Genomic DNA, 16,181 nt, shown 5'->3' on the forward strand with positions numbered 1-16,181 from the left:
ACAGAGCGTCACCATTTTCTCCCTCTGGCACACAAAGATTTATTTTTTATGTCTTTGACATTTGCATCACTGTCGTGGCAAAAATAATTTAACAGTCAGTAACATAGGTATGTCACTTACTGCTTCTTCCCGTACGAGGATCGGGAAGCTCCCGCACAAACTTAAACCAATGATGGCGATGGATTACTGGGGGCTGTTGACTAGGCTTAAGAGGTAAACAGAACAAAAGTAGTGATCCACTCTTTTTCAGGGCAAGCGACTATAACGAGGGCTAAGTTATGGGCATCTTCGAGCACTATCAACAGCGGTATGAGAAGGCCAGAGAGGAGGAGTACAGCATCCAGGAGTTTCTGGATATGTGCAAACAGGACAAATCCTGCTACGCCTCTGCCGCCGAACGTCTGCTGACCGCCATCGGCGAGCCGGAAATGATCGACACCTCGACCAATCCACGTCTCAGCCGTCTCTTTTCCAACCGCGTCGTCGCGCGTTATCCCGCTTTCAAAGACTTCTATGGCATGGAAGAGGCCATCGAACAGATTGTCTCCTACCTCAAACATTCCGCTCAGGGCCTGGAAGAGAAGAAACAGATCCTCTATCTGCTCGGACCGGTTGGCGGCGGTAAATCCTCGCTGGCAGAGAAACTCAAATCCCTGATGCAAAAAGTGCCCATCTATCGCATCAAGGGCTCACCGGTGAACGATCACCCCTTCTGCCTGTTTGACATCGACGAAGATGGCGAAATCCTCGAGAAGGAGTACGGCATCCCTCGCCGTTATCTGCGCCCCATCATGTCTCCCTGGGTCGCCAAGCGCCTTCACGAGTTTGGCGGCGACATCACCAAGTTCAAGGTGGAGAAGGTAAACCCCTCCATCCTCGATCAGATCGCCATCGCCAAGACCGAACCGGGGGACGACAACAACCAGGACATCTCCTCCCTGGTCGGCAAGGTCGATATCCGCATGCTGGAACACTTCGCCCAGGATGATGCCGATGCTTACTCCTACTCCGGTGCGCTGTGCAAGGCAAACCAGGGGATGATGGAGTTCGTCGAGATGTTCAAGGCGCCCATCAAGGTGCTGCACCCGCTGCTGACGGCGACGCAAGAGGGGAACTACAACGGTACCGAGGGGCTCTCCGCCCTCCCCTTCGACGGCATCCTGCTGGCCCACTCCAACGAATCCGAGTGGCAGCAGTTCCGCAACAACAAGAACAACGAAGCCTTCCTCGACCGTGTTTACATCGTCAAGGTGCCCTACTGCCTGCGCGTCTCGGAAGAGGTGAAGATCTATGAAAAGCTGCTGTTCAACAGCGAGCTGACCGAGGCCAAATGCGCACCGGGTACTCTGGAGTTGCTGGGCCAGTTCTCTGTGCTGTCGCGGCTCAAGGAGCCGGAAAACTCCAGCCTCTACTCCAAGATGCGGGTCTATGACGGCGAGAGCCTCAAGGACACCGATCCCAAGGCGAAAAGCTACCAGGAGTATCGCGACTATGCCGGTGTCGACGAGGGCATGAACGGCCTCTCCACCCGCTTCGCGTTCAAGATCCTCTCCCGCGTCTTCAACTTCGACCACGCGGAAGTGGCAGCCAACCCGGTGCACCTCTTCTATGTGCTGGAGCAGCAGATAGAGCGCGAGCAGTTCCCGCAAGAGCTGCACGATCGCTATCTGGAGTTCATCAAGGGTTACCTGACTCCGCGCTACGTCGAGTTCATCGGCAAGGAGATCCAGACCGCCTACCTCGAGTCGTATTCAGAGTACGGTCAGAACATCTTCGATCGCTACGTCACCTACGCCGACTTCTGGATCCAGGATCAGGAGTATCGTGACCCCGAAACCGGCCAGCTGTTTGACAGAGCGTCTCTCAACAGCGAGCTGGAGAAAATTGAAAAACCTGCCGGGATCAGCAACCCGAAAGATTTCCGTAACGAAATCGTCAACTTCGTGCTGCGTGCCCGGGCCAACAATGCAGGCCGTAACCCCAACTGGACCAGTTACGAGAAGCTGCGCACCGTGATCGAGAAGAAGATGTTCTCCAACACGGAAGAGCTGCTGCCGGTTATCTCCTTCAACAGCAAAACCTCGGCCGAGGAGCAGAAGAAGCACGATAACTTTGTCGAACGGATGATGGAGAAAGGCTACACCCGCAAACAGGTGCGACTGCTCTCCGAATGGTATCTCAGGGTACGCAAGTCATCCTGACCCTGCCGTGTTCAAGGGGGAGTTATGGCGCATTTTATCGACCGCAGGCTCAACGGCAAAAACAAAAGCGCTGTCAATCGGCAGCGCTTCATCCGCCGCTACAAGAAGCAGATAAAACAAGCGGTCTCGGATGCTGTCTCCAAGCGCAGCATTCAGGACGTGGACAAGGGCGAGAGCATCAGCATCCCGACCAAGGACATCGGGGAACCCCATTTTCATCAGGGTCATGGCGGCAAACGGGAGATGGTGCATCCGGGCAACGACCAGTTCGTATCTGGTGACAAGATTGACCGGCCCAAAGGGGGTGGCGGCGGCCAGGGGAGTGGCGAGGGCCAGGCTTCGGATCAAGGAGAGGGCGTCGATGATTTCGTCTTCCAGATCTCCAAGGACGAGTACCTGGACTTGCTGTTCGAGGATCTGGAACTGCCGCGGCTGCAAAAGACCCAGCTCAACCAGCTGATGGAGATGAAGACCTACCGGGCCGGCTACACCTCCAACGGGGTGCCTGCCAACATCAACGTGGTGCGCTCCCTGCAAAATTCGCTGGCGCGGCGCATGGCGCTGCAGGCAGGCAAGAAACGTCAGTTGCGTGAACTGGAGGAGCGCCTGGCCCAGCTGGCTTGCGAGCCCAACGACCATTTCGCCGAAATGGCGCAACTTGAAAAAGAGATCAGGGAGCTGAAGCGGCGGATCGATGCAGTCCCCTTTATCGACACCTTCGACCTCAAGTTCAACAACTTCGTCAAACGGCCCGTCCCCTCGAGCCAGGCGGTGATGTTCTGCCTGATGGACGTTTCCGGCTCCATGGATCAGGCCACCAAAGAGATGGCCAAGCGTTTCTATATCCTGCTTTATCTATTCCTGAGCCGGACTTACAAGAATGTCGAGGTGGTCTACATTCGCCACCACACCCAGGCCAAGGAGGTGGACGAGCACGAGTTCTTCTACTCCCAGGAGACCGGCGGCACCATCGTCTCCAGTGCGCTCAAGATGATGAACGACATCATCAACGAACGTTATCCCACCAACCAGTGGAACATCTATGCGGCGCAGGCATCGGACGGTGACAACTGGGCCGATGACTCACCGCAGTGCAGGGAGATCCTAGCGCGGGACATCATGCCGCGGGTGCGCTACTACTCCTACATCGAGATCACCACCCGTGCCCACCAGACTCTGTGGCACGAATATGAGTCAGTAGCCAGCCAGTTCCCCCACTTTGCGATGGAACACATTCGCAAGGTCGAGGATATCTATCCGGTGTTCCGCGAGCTGTTCAAGAAACAAGCGGCGTGAGGAGGTCACATGATCGAAACTGAAAAACGCGTAGCGCCACTGGATGACGGACCAGACTGGAACTTCGATCTTCTGGAGACCTATCATCAGGAGATCGCCCGGGTCGCCCGTTTTTACAAGCTCGACACCTATCCCAACCAGATCGAGGTGATCACTGCAGAGCAGATGATGGATGCCTACTCCAGCGTGGGCATGCCCATCGGTTATCAACACTGGTCATTCGGCAAGCGCTTTATCCACACCGAACGCAACTACAAGCGCGGCCAGATGGGACTGGCCTACGAGATCGTCATCAACTCGGACCCCTGCATCGCCTATCTGATGGAAGAGAACACCATGCCGATGCAGGCGCTGGTCATGGCCCACGCCTGCTATGGTCACAACTCCTTCTTCAAGAACAACTATCTGTTCAAGGCCTGGACCGATGCCTCCTCCATCATCGACTACCTGTTGTTTGCCAAGAACTACATCACCGAGTGCGAGGAAAAACACGGCATCGATGCGGTGGAGAAACTGCTCGACTCCTGCCATGCCCTGATGAACTTCGGGGTGGATCGTTACAAGCGGCCCCAGAAGATCTCTCTGGCCGAGGAGAAGCGACGCCAGAAGGCGCGGGAAGATTATCTGCAAACCCAGGTCAATGAGCTGTGGCGTACCCTGCCCAAGCAGCACAAGATTGCCGGGGTGGAAGACAGGCGCTATCCTGCCGAGCCTCAGGAGAACATCCTCTATTTCATCGAAAAGAATGCCCCCCTGCTCGAGCCCTGGCAGCGCGAGGTGGTACGTATCGTGCGCAAGATCAGTCAGTACTTCTACCCGCAGAAGCAGACGCAGGTGATGAACGAGGGCTGGGCCACCTTCTGGCACTACACCATTCTCAACCACCTCTATGACGAGGGAAAAATCAGCGATCGCTTCATGCTGGAGGTGCTGCACAGCCACACCAACGTCGTCTATCAGCCCCCCTACAACAGCCGGTATTACTCGGGGATCAACCCCTACGCCCTTGGCTTTGCTATGTTCACCGACCTGCGTCGCATCTGCGAGCACCCGACCGAGGAGGACAGATACTGGTTCCCCGATTACGCTGGCACCAACTGGGTCGAGACATTGCATTTCGCCATGCAGAACTTCAAGGACGAAAGCTTCATCAGCCAGTTCCTCAGTCCCAAGGTGATGCGCGACATGAAGCTCTTTGCCATCGATGACGACGATTTGAAGAACTACCTCAAAGTGTCCGCCATTCACAATGAAGAGGGCTACCGGCTGGTGCGTAGCACCCTGTCCGCTCAATACAACCTGAGCAACCTGGAGCCCAACATTCAGGTCTACAACGTGGCAGTGAAAGGCGATCGCTCCCTGACCCTGCGCTATGTTCCCCACAACCGCATCCCCCTTGGCGAGTCACGTCACGAGGTGCTCAAGCATCTGCATCAACTGTGGGGCTTCGATGTGGTGCTGGAGCAGGACAATGGCGAGCTATCCGCAGATATCATCGGCCGTTGTCCGGACCGCAAGAGCATGACCTGACGTCAGTGCCGGGCATAAAAAAACGCGCCATCAGGCGCGTTTTTCTTGGGTCAGAGCAATCAGTTGTCACACAGGTTGCTTGGCATGTCCTGACGCAGACGGGTCCAAAGCTTGCCAGACTCGATGCCGTACTGGCGTACCGTCATGAACACGGCTTCGTGATCCTTGGTTTCGGCCAGCTTGCGCAGCGTCTTGTAGTAGGCATCTGCGGTTTCGCGCGCCTGCTTGTCCGAGAAGTAGTAGCGGCCAACCCGGCTGTACAAGCCCTTGAAACCGTTGAGGATCAAGGCATAGATGGGGTTGCCCGAGGCAAATGAAAGCTGGTGATGCAAACGGTAGTCGAAGTCCGCATAGGCCTCGGCCGTGTTCTCTACATCATCGGCACCCCGCAAGATCTCGGCGGCCTGTTCCGGGTTGTTGCGAATGGCGCCACGGATGAAGATGGTGCAGATGTTGGTCCGGGCGGAGAGCAGCTGTGCCACCAGATCAGGCACCTTGTCCTGATCGAGACGCGCCAGGGTCTCCAGGATGTTGAGACCGGAGGTTTCCCAGAAATTGTTGACCTTGGTCGGTTTGCCATGCTGGATGGTGAGCCAGCCATCACGGGCAAGGCGCTGCAACACTTCACGCAAGGTAGTGCGAGTCACGCCGATCAATTCGGACAGCTCGCGCTCCGCCGGCAGAATGGATCCAGGAGGAAAGCGATTGTTCCAGATGGACTCGATGATGTATTCCTCGGCAAACCCGGCAGGGCTTTGCGCTTTAATGACCATGTAATGACTCTGTTGTAGTGCGTAAAAAGGCCCCCGAATAATAGCAAAGCCGGTCATGCTGGCAAGCAGAAGGTCGGTCCTCTGCTCACATTACCCCGATCTTTTTGTTAAGAATATGTATACAACAGCAGATGGGGAGTCAACCAACACCAAATGATGGGGATATAAGCGTTTGCTCGCTGGGCAAGTTCAGCGAGCTTATTTATAGTTATCGCTCCCTTGATTAAAATCATGTGCAATCAATCTGATACAGGTGAATATCCGGATGTTCGGCTCGGGTCGGGCTCGACTGCATAGACGCAGATATCAACAACAGAACAGAGAACCATCATTATGCCAATCAGCCTAGGGCGCGCGTTTACAAAGAACTTTTTGGGCAATGCTCCGCGATGGTACAAAATTGCCATCGTTCTATTCCTGCTGATCAACCCGATCATTTTCTACGTTGATCCCTTCCTGGCCGGCTGGCTGCTGGTTGTCGAGTTTATTTTCACCCTGGCCATGGCCCTCAAGTGCTATCCGCTGCAACCGGGCGGACTCCTGGCCATCGAAGCCGTGCTCATCGGCATGACCTCCGCCAACCAGATAAAGCATGAGCTGGTGGCCAATATCGAAGTGCTTCTGCTGCTGGTCTTCATGGTGGCCGGCATCTACTTCATGAAGCAGTTGCTGCTCTACGTCTTTACCAAGATGCTGGTGCGCATCCACTCCAAAACGTTGCTTTCTCTCGCCTTCTGCCTGGTGTCTGCATTCCTCTCCGCGTTCCTTGATGCCCTGACCGTGATCGCCGTGGTCATCAGCGTCGCAACCGGCTTCTACGCCATCTACCACAAGGTGGCCTCTCGGGATGAGTCCGGCAACCTGCATCATGATGACGAAGAGATTGACGAGCTCTCCCGCCAGCATCTGAACGAATTTCGTGCCTTCCTGCGCAGCCTGATGATGCACGCCGCCATCGGTACCGCCCTGGGGGGTGTCTGCACCCTGGTCGGCGAACCCCAGAACCTCATCATAGGTGAACAGGCGGGGTGGCACTTCGGTGAATTTGCCATTCGCATGGCGCCAGTCACCATCCCGGTCTTCATCTGCGGCCTGCTGACCTGCATCCTGGTCGAAAAATTCCGCTGGTTCGGTTATGGCGCCCGCTTGCCCGAGCCCGTGCGTCACATCATGGAATCCTACGAGCGCGACGAAGACGCACAACGTACCCCGCAGGACAAGGCCAAGCTGATCGTCCAGGCGCTGATTGCCACCTGGCTTATCACGGGTCTTGCCCTCCATCTGGCTGCAGTTGGGCTGATCGGCCTGACGGTCATCGTGCTCGCGACGGCGTTCACCGGCGTGACTGAAGAACACGCGCTTGGCAAGGCATTCCAGGAGGCTTTGCCGTTCACCGCCCTGCTCACCGTCTTTTTCAGCGTGGTGGCTGTCATCATCGATCAACAGCTGTTCAAGCCGGTGATCCAGTGGGTACTGGCGGCCAAGCCGGAGGATCAGCTTGCCCTCTTCTACCTGGCAAACGGTCTGCTCTCCATGGTCAGTGACAACGTCTTCGTCGGCACCGTCTACATCAACGAGGTGAAGACCGCCCTGATCAACGGCGCCATCAGCCGGGAGCATTTTGATCTGCTGGCCGTGGCCATCAATACCGGCACCAACCTGCCGTCGGTCGCCACCCCCAATGGCCAGGCCGCATTCCTGTTCATGCTCACCTCGGCCCTCGCTCCCCTGCTGCGCCTCTCTTATGGCCGCATGGTCTGGATGGCGCTGCCCTATACTCTGGTGCTGGGGCTTGTCGGCTTTTTCTCCGTGGAACTGCTCCTCGGTCCTGCAACCGAATGGTTCTATCAGGTAGGGTGGTTGCTGGATCATGGGGCACTACCACTGCCCACCCCGTCCACACACTGATCATGAAAGGGGCTGTTCGGCCCCTTTCTTTTCGGATGGGGCTCTGCTCTAATTCAGCCACTATTTTTCTCTGAGAGATCAATCAGATGATCGAGTATCTTCGCCGCATTGCCAGTCATCGTCTGGCCTGGGGATTGCTGGCAGCCTCCGCTTTCGCGCTGGAACTCTGTGCCCTCTTCTTCCAGCACGTGCTGGGTTTGCACCCTTGCGTGATGTGCATCTATGAACGTATCGCCCTCCTCGGCGTGCTCATGGCCGGCCTCCTCGGCATGGTCGCGCCAGAGCGCTGGTACCTGCGCTGGAGTGCCATGCTCCTGTGGGGTTACAGCGCCTTCTGGGGCCTGAAACTGGCGCTCAAGCACGTGGATTACCAGATGAACCCCTCCCCCTTCAACGTATGCGAAGGGTTTGTTGACTTCCCTGCCTGGGCACCACTGGATAAGTGGGTTCCCTGGATGTTCTACCCGGACGGCGACTGCAGCGAGATCAGCTGGCAGTTCCTCGGTTTCTCCATGCCGCAGTGGCTCGTGGTCATCTTTGCCGCCTACCTGCTGGTGTTCGTCATCGTGGCTGCTGGCAACCTGATAAAAGGGCGCTGCTGCAACTAGTCGTTCACTCGACCATAAAAGGGAGCCCATGGCTCCCTTTTTATCTCCTCTTTATCGCCTCACGACCCCATGCCCAGGGGGCCGGGTCCCCTTCTACCTGTTCTGCCAATGAAAATGAAGTGACTGCCTGTGGGTGTGCATCATCATAACAAGCCACAAGCGGGTCAAAGGGCGCAGCAGCGACCTGCCACTCGGCCTACCAACAAGAAGGGAGCCATCGGCTCCCTTCTTTCATGTCGTGCACGACGATGTCACGCGCCTTCGGAGGTAGCCTTGCTGGCACTTCTCCTGGCCTTCACCATGCCGATCACCATGGGCAACAAGGAGACCGCGATGATGCCGAAGATGAGCAGGGTAAAGTTGTGGCGCACTACCGGCAGATTGCCAAAGAAGTGGCCGGCATAGACGAAGGAGAGCACCCACAAGAGCCCCCCCACCAGGTTGAACGCCAGGAAGCGGGGATAGGTCATGGCCCCCATGCCCGCCACGAAGGGGGCGAAGGTCCGCACGATGGGCAGGAAGCGGGTGATGATGATGGTCTTGCCGCCATGTTTGGCATAGAAGGCATGAGTCTTGACCAGATAGTCCCGACGAAAGATTTTGGAATCGGGGTTGCGAAACAGCTGCTCACCGAAGAAGTGGCCTATGGTGTAGTTCACCACGTTGCCGAGCACCGCGGCGATGATCAGCACGGCGGCCAGGGTGTGCACGTCCAGCACGCTGCCCACGGTGAGGGCTCCTGCAGCAAACAGCAGGGAGTCCCCCGGCAGGAAGGGGGTCACCACCAGCCCGGTTTCACAGAAGATGATGAGAAATAGGATGGCGTATACCCAGACGCCATAATTCTCGAACAGCTCTTTCAGATGCACGTCAACGTGCAGAATAAAGTCGATGGCAAAGAGGATCAGATCCATTTTTTGGTACCCATGAAGTGAACGGCGTGGAGTCTACGCCAATGAGACCTGGCTCACAATCTCCCCATGGTCCCCTTTTTCGAACCCCATGAAGGGAGTCATTCAATCCCCCCTTCTTTTCCCCTTTCCCTGAACGTAGGCTTCTGCTCACTCGGCCTTGTCCAGAGCGGCCAGCACCTCGCCGGGCAGGCATTTCTCCCAGCCCCACAAGAGGAGCAGCAACAGGGTCGCGTCGTCGAGCCAGCCAAGGAGAGGCACCACATCGGGGACAACGTCCACCGGGCTGATGCCATAGAGCAGGATAAGGATCACCAGCCCCTTCGCCCACCAGGGCGTGCCTGGGTGGCGAAAGCCTTGATAGAGGCGGCGCAAACGCCGCCAGATGAGCCAGCGTCTGGTGCTCATGACGCGATCAGCTCGCCGCGCAGCCGCTGGATCTGATCCCGCAGCGCCGCCGCCTGTTCGAACTCCAGATCCCGCGCATGCTGGAACATCTGCTCTTCCATCCGCTTGATCTCCTTGCTGATCTCGCTGGCAGAGCGGGCATGGTACTCCCCTTGCGGTTCGGCAGCCTTGCGACTCCCCTTGCCGGCCTTGCCCGCCGTGCGGCTGCCCCCCATGTCCATCACATCGCCGATGGCCTTGTTGAGCCCCTTCGGCACGATGCCGTGTTCCAGGTTGTGGGCGTGTTGCAGGGCGCGGCGCCGCTCGGTCTCTTCGATCGCAACCTTCATGGAGTTGGTGATGGTATCCCCGTAAAGGATCACCTTGCCGTTGAGGTTTCGTGCCGCCCGGCCGATGGTCTGAATGAGGGAGCGGGTGGATCGCAGGAAGCCCTCTTTATCCGCATCCAGAATGGCCACCAGGGAGACTTCCGGCATGTCGAGGCCTTCGCGCAGCAGGTTGATGCCCACCAGCACATCGAACTTGCCAAGGCGCAGGTCGCGGATGATCTCCACCCGCTCCACGGTATCAATGTCCGAGTGCAGATAGCGCACCCGTACCTCGTGATCCGCCAGGTATTCGGTCAAGTCCTCCGCCATCCGCTTGGTCAGTGTCGTGACCAGCACCCGCTCCTCCACGGCGACCCGCTTGCGGATCTCGGAGAGCAGATCGTCCACCTGGGTGCTGACCGGTCGCACTTCCACCTCGGGATCGAGCAGGCCGGTGGGACGCACCACCTGCTGCACCACGTCACCGCCGGACTTCTCCAGCTCGTAGGGGCCCGGGGTCGCCGAGACGAACACCGTCTGCGGCATCAGCGCCTCGAACTCGTCAAACTTGAGGGGCCGGTTGTCCAGCGCCGAGGGAAGGCGGAAGCCGTACTCCACCAGGGTCTCCTTGCGGGATCTGTCCCCTTTGAACATGGCGCCGATCTGCGGCACCGTGACGTGGGATTCGTCGATGATGAGCAGGCCGTCCCCCGGCAGGTAGTCAAACAGGGTGGGCGGCGGCTCACCCGGCGCGCGACCGGAGAGGTAGCGGCTGTAGTTCTCGATACCGGAGCAGTAACCCAGCTCCTGCATCATCTCCATGTCGAACTGGGTGCGCTGGCTGATACGCTGCTCCTCCACCAGCTTGTTGAGGCTCATCAGCTGCTCGCGCCGCCCCTTGAGCTCCTCCTTGATGTGCTCGATAGCCCCCAGGATGGTCTCCCGCGGGGTGGCGTAGTGGGTCTTGGGGTAGATGGTGTAGCGCACCACCGTCTGCTCGATGGCACCGGTCAGGGGATCGAACAGGGAGAGGCGTTCTACCTCTTCATCAAACAGCTCCACCCGCAGGGCCAGCTTGTCCGATTCGGCGGGGTAGATGTCGATCACCTCCCCCCGCACCCGGAAGGTGCCGCGCTGGAAGGCCATGTCGTTGCGGGTGTACTGCAGTTCGGCGAGGCGGCGCAGGATATCCCGCTGATTGATCACGTCCCCCACTTTGAGGTGCAGCATCATGCTGAGGTAGGCCTGGGGATCCCCCAGACCATAGATGGCCGACACCGAGGCGACGATCACCACGTCACGCCGCTCCAGCAGCGCCTTGGTGGCTGACAGCCGCATCTGTTCGATGTGATCGTTGATGGAGGCATCCTTCTCGATGAAGGTGTCCGTGGTCGGCACATAGGCTTCGGGCTGGTAGTAGTCGTAATAAGAGACGAAATACTCCACCGCGTTGTCGGGGAAGAACTCCTTCATCTCCCCGTAGAGCTGGGCCGCCAGGGTCTTGTTGGGGGCCAGTATCATGGTGGGACGATTGAGGGTCGCGATGACGTTGGCCATGGTAAAGGTCTTGCCCGAACCGGTCACCCCGAGCAGGGTCTGATGGGCCAGTCCTGACTCGATGCCATCGAGCAGCTGGGCGATGGCCCTCGGCTGATCCCCGGCGGGTTGAAACTGGCTGGCCAACTGGAATAACTTACTCATGACGACTCCCGGCAAAAAACGGCAAGGGAGAAGTGTACCCCGAGTTGAAGGAGCTGGGTATCCGCTCACCCTCCCTGATGGCTATTGACCCTGAAATACGACCTCTGTATGATACACCTCCTTGCCTGATGTTCCCCCGTAGTTCAGTCGGTAGAACGGCGGACTGTTAATCCGTATGTCACTGGTTCAAGTCCAGTCGGGGGAGCCAATTCCTCACCATCTCGGTGCAAGTTATCCACTTTAGTGCTTTCCTCTTCCAATTTTAATGCACAAGCCCTCCCCTGCGGCCTGACTCCCTTTTTATCTCCCGTTACTGACCAGCAGTGTTTTGTTCTGCTGCTCATAACTATTTGATTTTTATAGAAACAATTTATTGCAGGTATTTTTTGAACAGTCCTTGCAGCCCAGTATTGGCGCGGCTTTCAGCCTGATCGCCAAGTTTCATAAACAGGGTTATCCACAGTTTCTGTGGGTAACTTGACCAAAGCCACGGTTCATCTGGGTTGGCAGCCATGGTCCCCGGTTTGCGCTGGTTGCCCCCACTCTTCCCCATTTTCTGCTGTTTTTTCCTTCCCCCCTAAATGGGATGAATCGACTCGCGGTGCTGCCTGAGGGAGATTTTTTTTCGCTATGCCGCGTCCTGCGGGTCAGCCCTCGCCGGATGAGTCATGAGTCTCTTTTGTTACCCTTCAATTTCCTCAGTGGAAAATGCTGAAAAACATGCCCGTTTGCTCCCCATGCAGCAGGTAATAAATTGTCCACAGGAGCGTCATCCCCTCTCTGCTCGACAGCATATTTCACTCATTGACAGCGGGCCTTGCAGCGTAAAATAGAGGTGTTTTCCCCAGCCCCCCCTCGCATCCCTATCTTCACCGAAGAGACCAGCACTTAACTGGCTGTTAATCCGCTTTGGCGCTTCTTTCTTGATACAGGATCCGGCACAATATCGGCCCCACTTTTTTCCTCGGTTTTTCCGGGCATGACCATAGATTTCGTGACACTGCTACATCAAAGCGACTCCCTGCTGCTGTTCGTGGTACTGGCCTTCGGGCTGCTGCTGGGCAAAGTACGCATCGGCAACTTCCAGATAGGCAACACCATAGGCGTGCTCTTCACCGCCCTGCTGTTTGGCCAGATGGGATTCCAGTTTTCCACCTCCACTGAAAACGTCGGCTTTATGCTGTTCATCTTCTGCGTGGGGATTGAAGCGGGGCCGCACTTTTTCAGCGTCTTCCTTCGCGACGGCATCCACTACATCACCCTGACCCTGGTGATCCTGCTGTCGGCCCTGCTGCTGACCGTGGGGCTCGCCAAGTTCTTCAATCTGGGGCCCGGCATGGCCGCCGGCATTCTGGCAGGCTCCCTCACCTCCACGCCGGCCCTGGTGGGGGCACAGGACGCCCTGCGAAGCGGATTGCTCAACCTGCCCCACCAGACCGACATGCAGTCGGTGCTCGACAACATGGGGATAGGCTACGCCCTGACTTACCTGGTGGGCCTGGTGGGCCTGATGCTGGTGGTGCGCTACCTCCCGTCCCTGGCCAGGCTGGATCTCAACACCGAGGCCCAGAAGATAGCCCGCGAGCGGGGGCTCTCCGACAGCGAGAGCCGCAAGACCTATCTGCCCATCATCCGCGCCTATCGGGTCGGCCCGGAGCTCGCCGCCTGGATCGGCGGTCGTACCCTGCGCGAAACCGGCATCTATCCCCACACCGGCTGCTATGTGGAGCGCATTCGCCGCAACGGCATTCTGGCCAGCCCCGATGGTGACGCCGTCATTCAGGAAGGGGACGAGATCGCCCTGGTGGGCTACCCCGAGAGCCATGAGAAGCTCGACGTCAACTACCGCAACGGCAAGGAGGTGTTCGATCGCAACCTGCTTGACCTGCAGATTGTCACCGAAGAGATCGTGGTGAAGAATGACGCCGTGGTGGGTCGCCATCTGGTGGAGCTCAACCTCACCGAGAAGGGATGCTTCCTCAACCGGGTGGTGCGCTCCCAGATAGAGATGCCGTTCGATCGCAACATCATGCTGCAAAAGGGCGACGTGCTGCAGATCAGCGGCGAGAAGCAGCGGGTCAAGCTGCTGGCCAACAAGATAGGCTTCATCAGCATCCACAGCCAGACCACGGATCTGGTGGCCTTCGCCACCTTCTTCGTACTGGGCCTGCTCATCGGCTCCGTCTCCCTGGTGTTCGGCCAGATAGAGTTCGGCCTCGGCAATGCCGTCGGCCTGCTGCTGGCGGGGATCCTGATGGGCTACCTGCGTGCCAACCACCCCACGGTGGGCTATGTGCCACCGGGGGCCCTGCGTCTTGCCAAGGATCTCGGGCTCGCCGTCTTCATGGTGAGCACCGGCCTCAAGGCGGGGGGCGGCATCCTCGATCACCTGAGCGAAGTGGGGATGGTGGTGCTCTTCTCCGGCATGCTGGTGACCACCTTGCCGGTGCTGGTAGGCTACCTGTTCGGTGTCTGGGTGCTCAAAATGAACCCGGCCCTGCTGCTCGGTGCCATCACCGGGGCTCGTACCTGCGCCCCGGCCATGGACGTGGTGAACGAGGCGGCCAACAGCTCTATCCCGGCGCTCGGCTACGCCGGCACCTATGCGGTGGCCAACGTCATGCTGACCCTGGCGGGCTCCTTCATCATCGGCTTCTGGTTCTAGCCGCAGAGTACCTGCCCGCCCATGAAAAAAGGGAACCTCGAGGCTCCTTTTTTCATGGGCGGGCACTCCTGGATGGAATAGTGAAAATCGTGCTATGGGGACGGGTCTATCAAACCCAATAAGCTAAATCCTCTACAAGGTGCCACTTACACTCAATAAAACGAGCGAGGTGTAAGTGATGAAACGCGCATGGATGGTCGTGATCTGGTGGTTCTGCTCCCTGACGCCAGCCTGGGGGGCCGAATCCGGCAAGCAGGTGGCCCCCGAAGCAGAGACGGAGAAAAGCGCCCTGAGCTTTGAAAACGACGAGCTTGCCAGACCCAGGCTGGGGGATCTCGACGTCATGCTGGAGCAGCGCACCATCCGAGTGCTCACCACCTACAACAAGACGGGGTTCTTCATCACCAAGGGCGTACAGCGGGGCGTCACCTACGATGCCTTCATGCAGGTGGAAAAGCGTCTCAACGAGCAGTTGCGCAAGCAAAAGGCGATCAAGCGTCACCTCAAGGTGCACTTCGTCTTCATTCCCGTTGCCCGGGAAGCGCTGCTGAGCTCCCTCATCGAGGGCAAAGGCGACATCGCCGCCGCCAATCTCACCATCACGGACAGGCGCAAGAAGCAGGGTATCGCCTTCACCGATCCCCTGCTTGAAAACGTGCGGGAGCTGCTCGTCTCCGGCCCCCTCTCCCCCAAGGTGGAAAGCGCCGCCGATCTCGGGGGCCAGCGCGTCTTCGTGCGCCCCTCCTCCAGCTACTACGAGAGCCTGCTCGCCTACAACCAGGCCCGCAAGTCGGCGGGAGAGCCCCTCATCGACCTCCAGCCCGCCTCGGAGGTGCTCGAAGATGAAGATCTGGTGGAGATGGTCAATGCGGGCCTGCTCCCCTTCATCGTCATGGACGAGCACAAGGCCCGCTTCTGGCAAAAGATTTTCCCCGGGATCACCATTCACGACGCCCCCGTGTTCCGGGAAGGGGGCGTCATCGCCTGGGCGGTGCGCAAGGAGAGCCCCCAGTTGCTCGCCTTGCTCAACGAGCAGATCAAGGCGCTGCGTGGCAAGGCGACGGGGGACGAGATCCTGGCCCGTTATCTCAAGCAGAACAAGTTCGTCAAAAGCGCCGCCGCCGAGGCCGAACGCAAGAAGTTCCTGCAGGTGGTGGATCTGTTTCGCGAGTATGGCGATCGCTATGACGTGGACTGGCTGTTGATGGCGGCCCAGGGCTACCAGGAGTCCGCCCTCAACCACCAGGCCCGCAGCCATGTGGGCGCCATCGGCATCATGCAGATCATGCCCGCCACCGGCAAGGGGCTGAAGGTCGGCGACATCCGCAAGCTCGAGCCCAATATTCACGGCGGCGTCAAATACATGCGCTGGATGATCGATCACTACTATGCGGACGAGCCCATGACCGCCCTCGACAAGGCCCTCTTCTCGTTCGCCTCCTACAATGCCGGTCCCGCCCGGGTGGCGCGGCTCCGCGCCGAGGCCAGAAAACGGGGGCTGGATCCCAACGTCTGGTTTCACAACGTCGAGTACGTGGCAGCGGAGAAAATCGGCCCCGAGACGGTCACCTATGTGGGCAACATCTACAAGTACTACATCGCCTACAAGCTGGTGATGGAACAGGTTGTCCTGCGCCAGCAGGCGAGCGATGCCCTGAAACAGGAGGCGAAGGAGGATGTCAGCACATCGGCGGCGAAACCGACCCAGTGATCCTTGCCGGACGAGGCGCTCACGGGCGCTTCGTTTCTATGCGCGCCCCCCTCTTTGGCCCATGACCAGAATGAACACAATGGTCACAACAGCCTTAATAGCCATTACGGCCAGATTGTTTTCCAATCAGACATGATTAATTAACCTCCTCGCAACAATCA

General features: G+C 58.1%; 11 protein-coding genes and 1 tRNA gene. 8 read left to right on the forward strand and 4 right to left on the reverse strand.

The features are described from left to right. Nucleotides 1-278: 278 nt before the first annotated feature. Genes OKC41_RS03300 through OKC41_RS03310 form a run of 3 tightly spaced genes read left to right on the forward strand, consistent with a single transcriptional unit; the run spans nt 279 to nt 5,027 of the window. Nucleotides 279-2,201, forward strand: coding sequence for a PrkA family serine protein kinase (locus OKC41_RS03300; RefSeq protein WP_010674903.1), 1,923 nt, complete (start codon nt 279-281; stop codon nt 2,199-2,201). Between the two features lie 24 nt (nt 2,202-2,225). Next, entirely contained in the window at nt 2,226-3,497 is a 1,272-nt protein-coding gene (locus tag OKC41_RS03305) for a YeaH/YhbH family protein (RefSeq protein ID WP_201893819.1), read from the forward strand. Between the two features lie 9 nt (nt 3,498-3,506). Beyond that, nucleotides 3,507-5,027, forward strand: coding sequence for a SpoVR family protein (locus OKC41_RS03310; protein ID WP_113070181.1), 1,521 nt, complete (start codon nt 3,507-3,509; stop codon nt 5,025-5,027). 59 nt (nt 5,028-5,086) lie between these two features. On the opposite strand, the gene fadR is transcribed toward OKC41_RS03310, so the two are convergent. Then, entirely contained in the window at nt 5,087-5,800 is a 714-nt protein-coding gene (gene fadR, locus OKC41_RS03315; protein ID WP_010674906.1) for a fatty acid metabolism transcriptional regulator FadR, read from the reverse strand. A gap of 333 nt (nt 5,801-6,133) precedes the next feature. Here fadR and nhaB point away from each other — a divergent pair, with 333 nt between their 5' ends. Together nhaB and dsbB are read left to right on the forward strand one after the other, a co-directional pair. Beyond that, on the forward strand, nt 6,134-7,708 hold the full coding sequence (gene nhaB, locus OKC41_RS03320; RefSeq protein ID WP_201893817.1) for a Na(+)/H(+) antiporter NhaB: 1,575 nt from the start codon (nt 6,134-6,136) through the stop codon (nt 7,706-7,708). Between the two features lie 86 nt (nt 7,709-7,794). Further along, a complete protein-coding gene (gene dsbB / locus OKC41_RS03325) occupies nt 7,795-8,316 on the forward strand; it encodes a disulfide bond formation protein DsbB (protein ID WP_167826369.1) in 522 nt (173 codons plus the stop codon). Nucleotides 8,317-8,567: 251 nt separating this feature from the next. Here the strand turns inward: dsbB and OKC41_RS03330 are convergent, their stop codons facing one another. From OKC41_RS03330 to uvrB, 3 genes are all read right to left on the reverse strand, one after another. Beyond that, complete coding sequence (locus tag OKC41_RS03330; RefSeq protein WP_010674909.1) at nt 8,568-9,230, reverse strand: DedA family protein; 663 nt, start codon at nt 9,228-9,230, stop codon at nt 8,568-8,570. A 147-nt stretch (nt 9,231-9,377) separates the two neighbouring features. Further along, nucleotides 9,378-9,635 carry a DUF1232 domain-containing protein gene (locus OKC41_RS03335; RefSeq protein ID WP_041215068.1) on the reverse strand — a complete coding sequence of 86 codons (258 nt, stop codon included), beginning with the start codon at nt 9,633-9,635 and terminating at the stop codon, nt 9,378-9,380. Beyond that, on the reverse strand, nt 9,632-11,644 hold the full coding sequence (gene uvrB / locus OKC41_RS03340) for an excinuclease ABC subunit UvrB (RefSeq protein WP_041215067.1): 2,013 nt from the start codon (nt 11,642-11,644) through the stop codon (nt 9,632-9,634). Before uvrB ends, OKC41_RS03335 begins: the two co-directional genes overlap by 4 nt. Nucleotides 11,645-11,776: 132 nt before the next feature. Here uvrB and OKC41_RS03345 point away from each other — a divergent pair. The 3 genes from OKC41_RS03345 to OKC41_RS03355 all read left to right on the forward strand — a co-directional run bounded on the left by OKC41_RS03345 (nt 11,777) and on the right by OKC41_RS03355 (nt 16,020). After that, nucleotides 11,777-11,852, forward strand: a tRNA-Asn gene (locus OKC41_RS03345). Between the two features lie 771 nt (nt 11,853-12,623). Next, nucleotides 12,624-14,309: an aspartate:alanine antiporter gene (locus OKC41_RS03350; protein ID WP_029314601.1), complete on the forward strand. Its 1,686-nt coding sequence runs from the start codon at nt 12,624-12,626 to the stop codon at nt 14,307-14,309. 178 nt (nt 14,310-14,487) lie between these two features. After that, complete coding sequence (locus OKC41_RS03355; RefSeq protein ID WP_201893815.1) at nt 14,488-16,020, forward strand: lytic transglycosylase F; 1,533 nt, start codon at nt 14,488-14,490, stop codon at nt 16,018-16,020. Nucleotides 16,021-16,181 lie beyond the last annotated feature (161 nt).

This window comes from Aeromonas sp. QDB17 (assembly GCF_027705305.1).
GTDB classification, from domain to species: Bacteria; Pseudomonadota; Gammaproteobacteria; order Enterobacterales; family Aeromonadaceae; genus Aeromonas; species Aeromonas caviae.

Coding starts and splice junctions, on each gene's coding strand:
- OKC41_RS03300 (WP_010674903.1), top strand. CDS start 279: ATGGGCATCTTCGAGCACTATCAACAGCGGTATGAGAAGGCCAGAGAG.
- OKC41_RS03305 (WP_201893819.1), top strand. CDS start 2,226: ATGGCGCATTTTATCGACCGCAGGCTCAACGGCAAAAACAAAAGCGCT.
- OKC41_RS03310 (WP_113070181.1), top strand. CDS start 3,507: ATGATCGAAACTGAAAAACGCGTAGCGCCACTGGATGACGGACCAGAC.
- fadR (WP_010674906.1), bottom strand. CDS start 5,800: ATGGTCATTAAAGCGCAAAGCCCTGCCGGGTTTGCCGAGGAATACATC.
- nhaB (WP_201893817.1), top strand. CDS start 6,134: ATGCCAATCAGCCTAGGGCGCGCGTTTACAAAGAACTTTTTGGGCAAT.
- dsbB (WP_167826369.1), top strand. CDS start 7,795: ATGATCGAGTATCTTCGCCGCATTGCCAGTCATCGTCTGGCCTGGGGA.
- OKC41_RS03330 (WP_010674909.1), bottom strand. CDS start 9,230: ATGGATCTGATCCTCTTTGCCATCGACTTTATTCTGCACGTTGACGTG.
- OKC41_RS03335 (WP_041215068.1), bottom strand. CDS start 9,635: ATGAGCACCAGACGCTGGCTCATCTGGCGGCGTTTGCGCCGCCTCTAT.
- uvrB (WP_041215067.1), bottom strand. CDS start 11,644: ATGAGTAAGTTATTCCAGTTGGCCAGCCAGTTTCAACCCGCCGGGGAT.
- OKC41_RS03350 (WP_029314601.1), top strand. CDS start 12,624: ATGACCATAGATTTCGTGACACTGCTACATCAAAGCGACTCCCTGCTG.
- OKC41_RS03355 (WP_201893815.1), top strand. CDS start 14,488: ATGAAACGCGCATGGATGGTCGTGATCTGGTGGTTCTGCTCCCTGACG.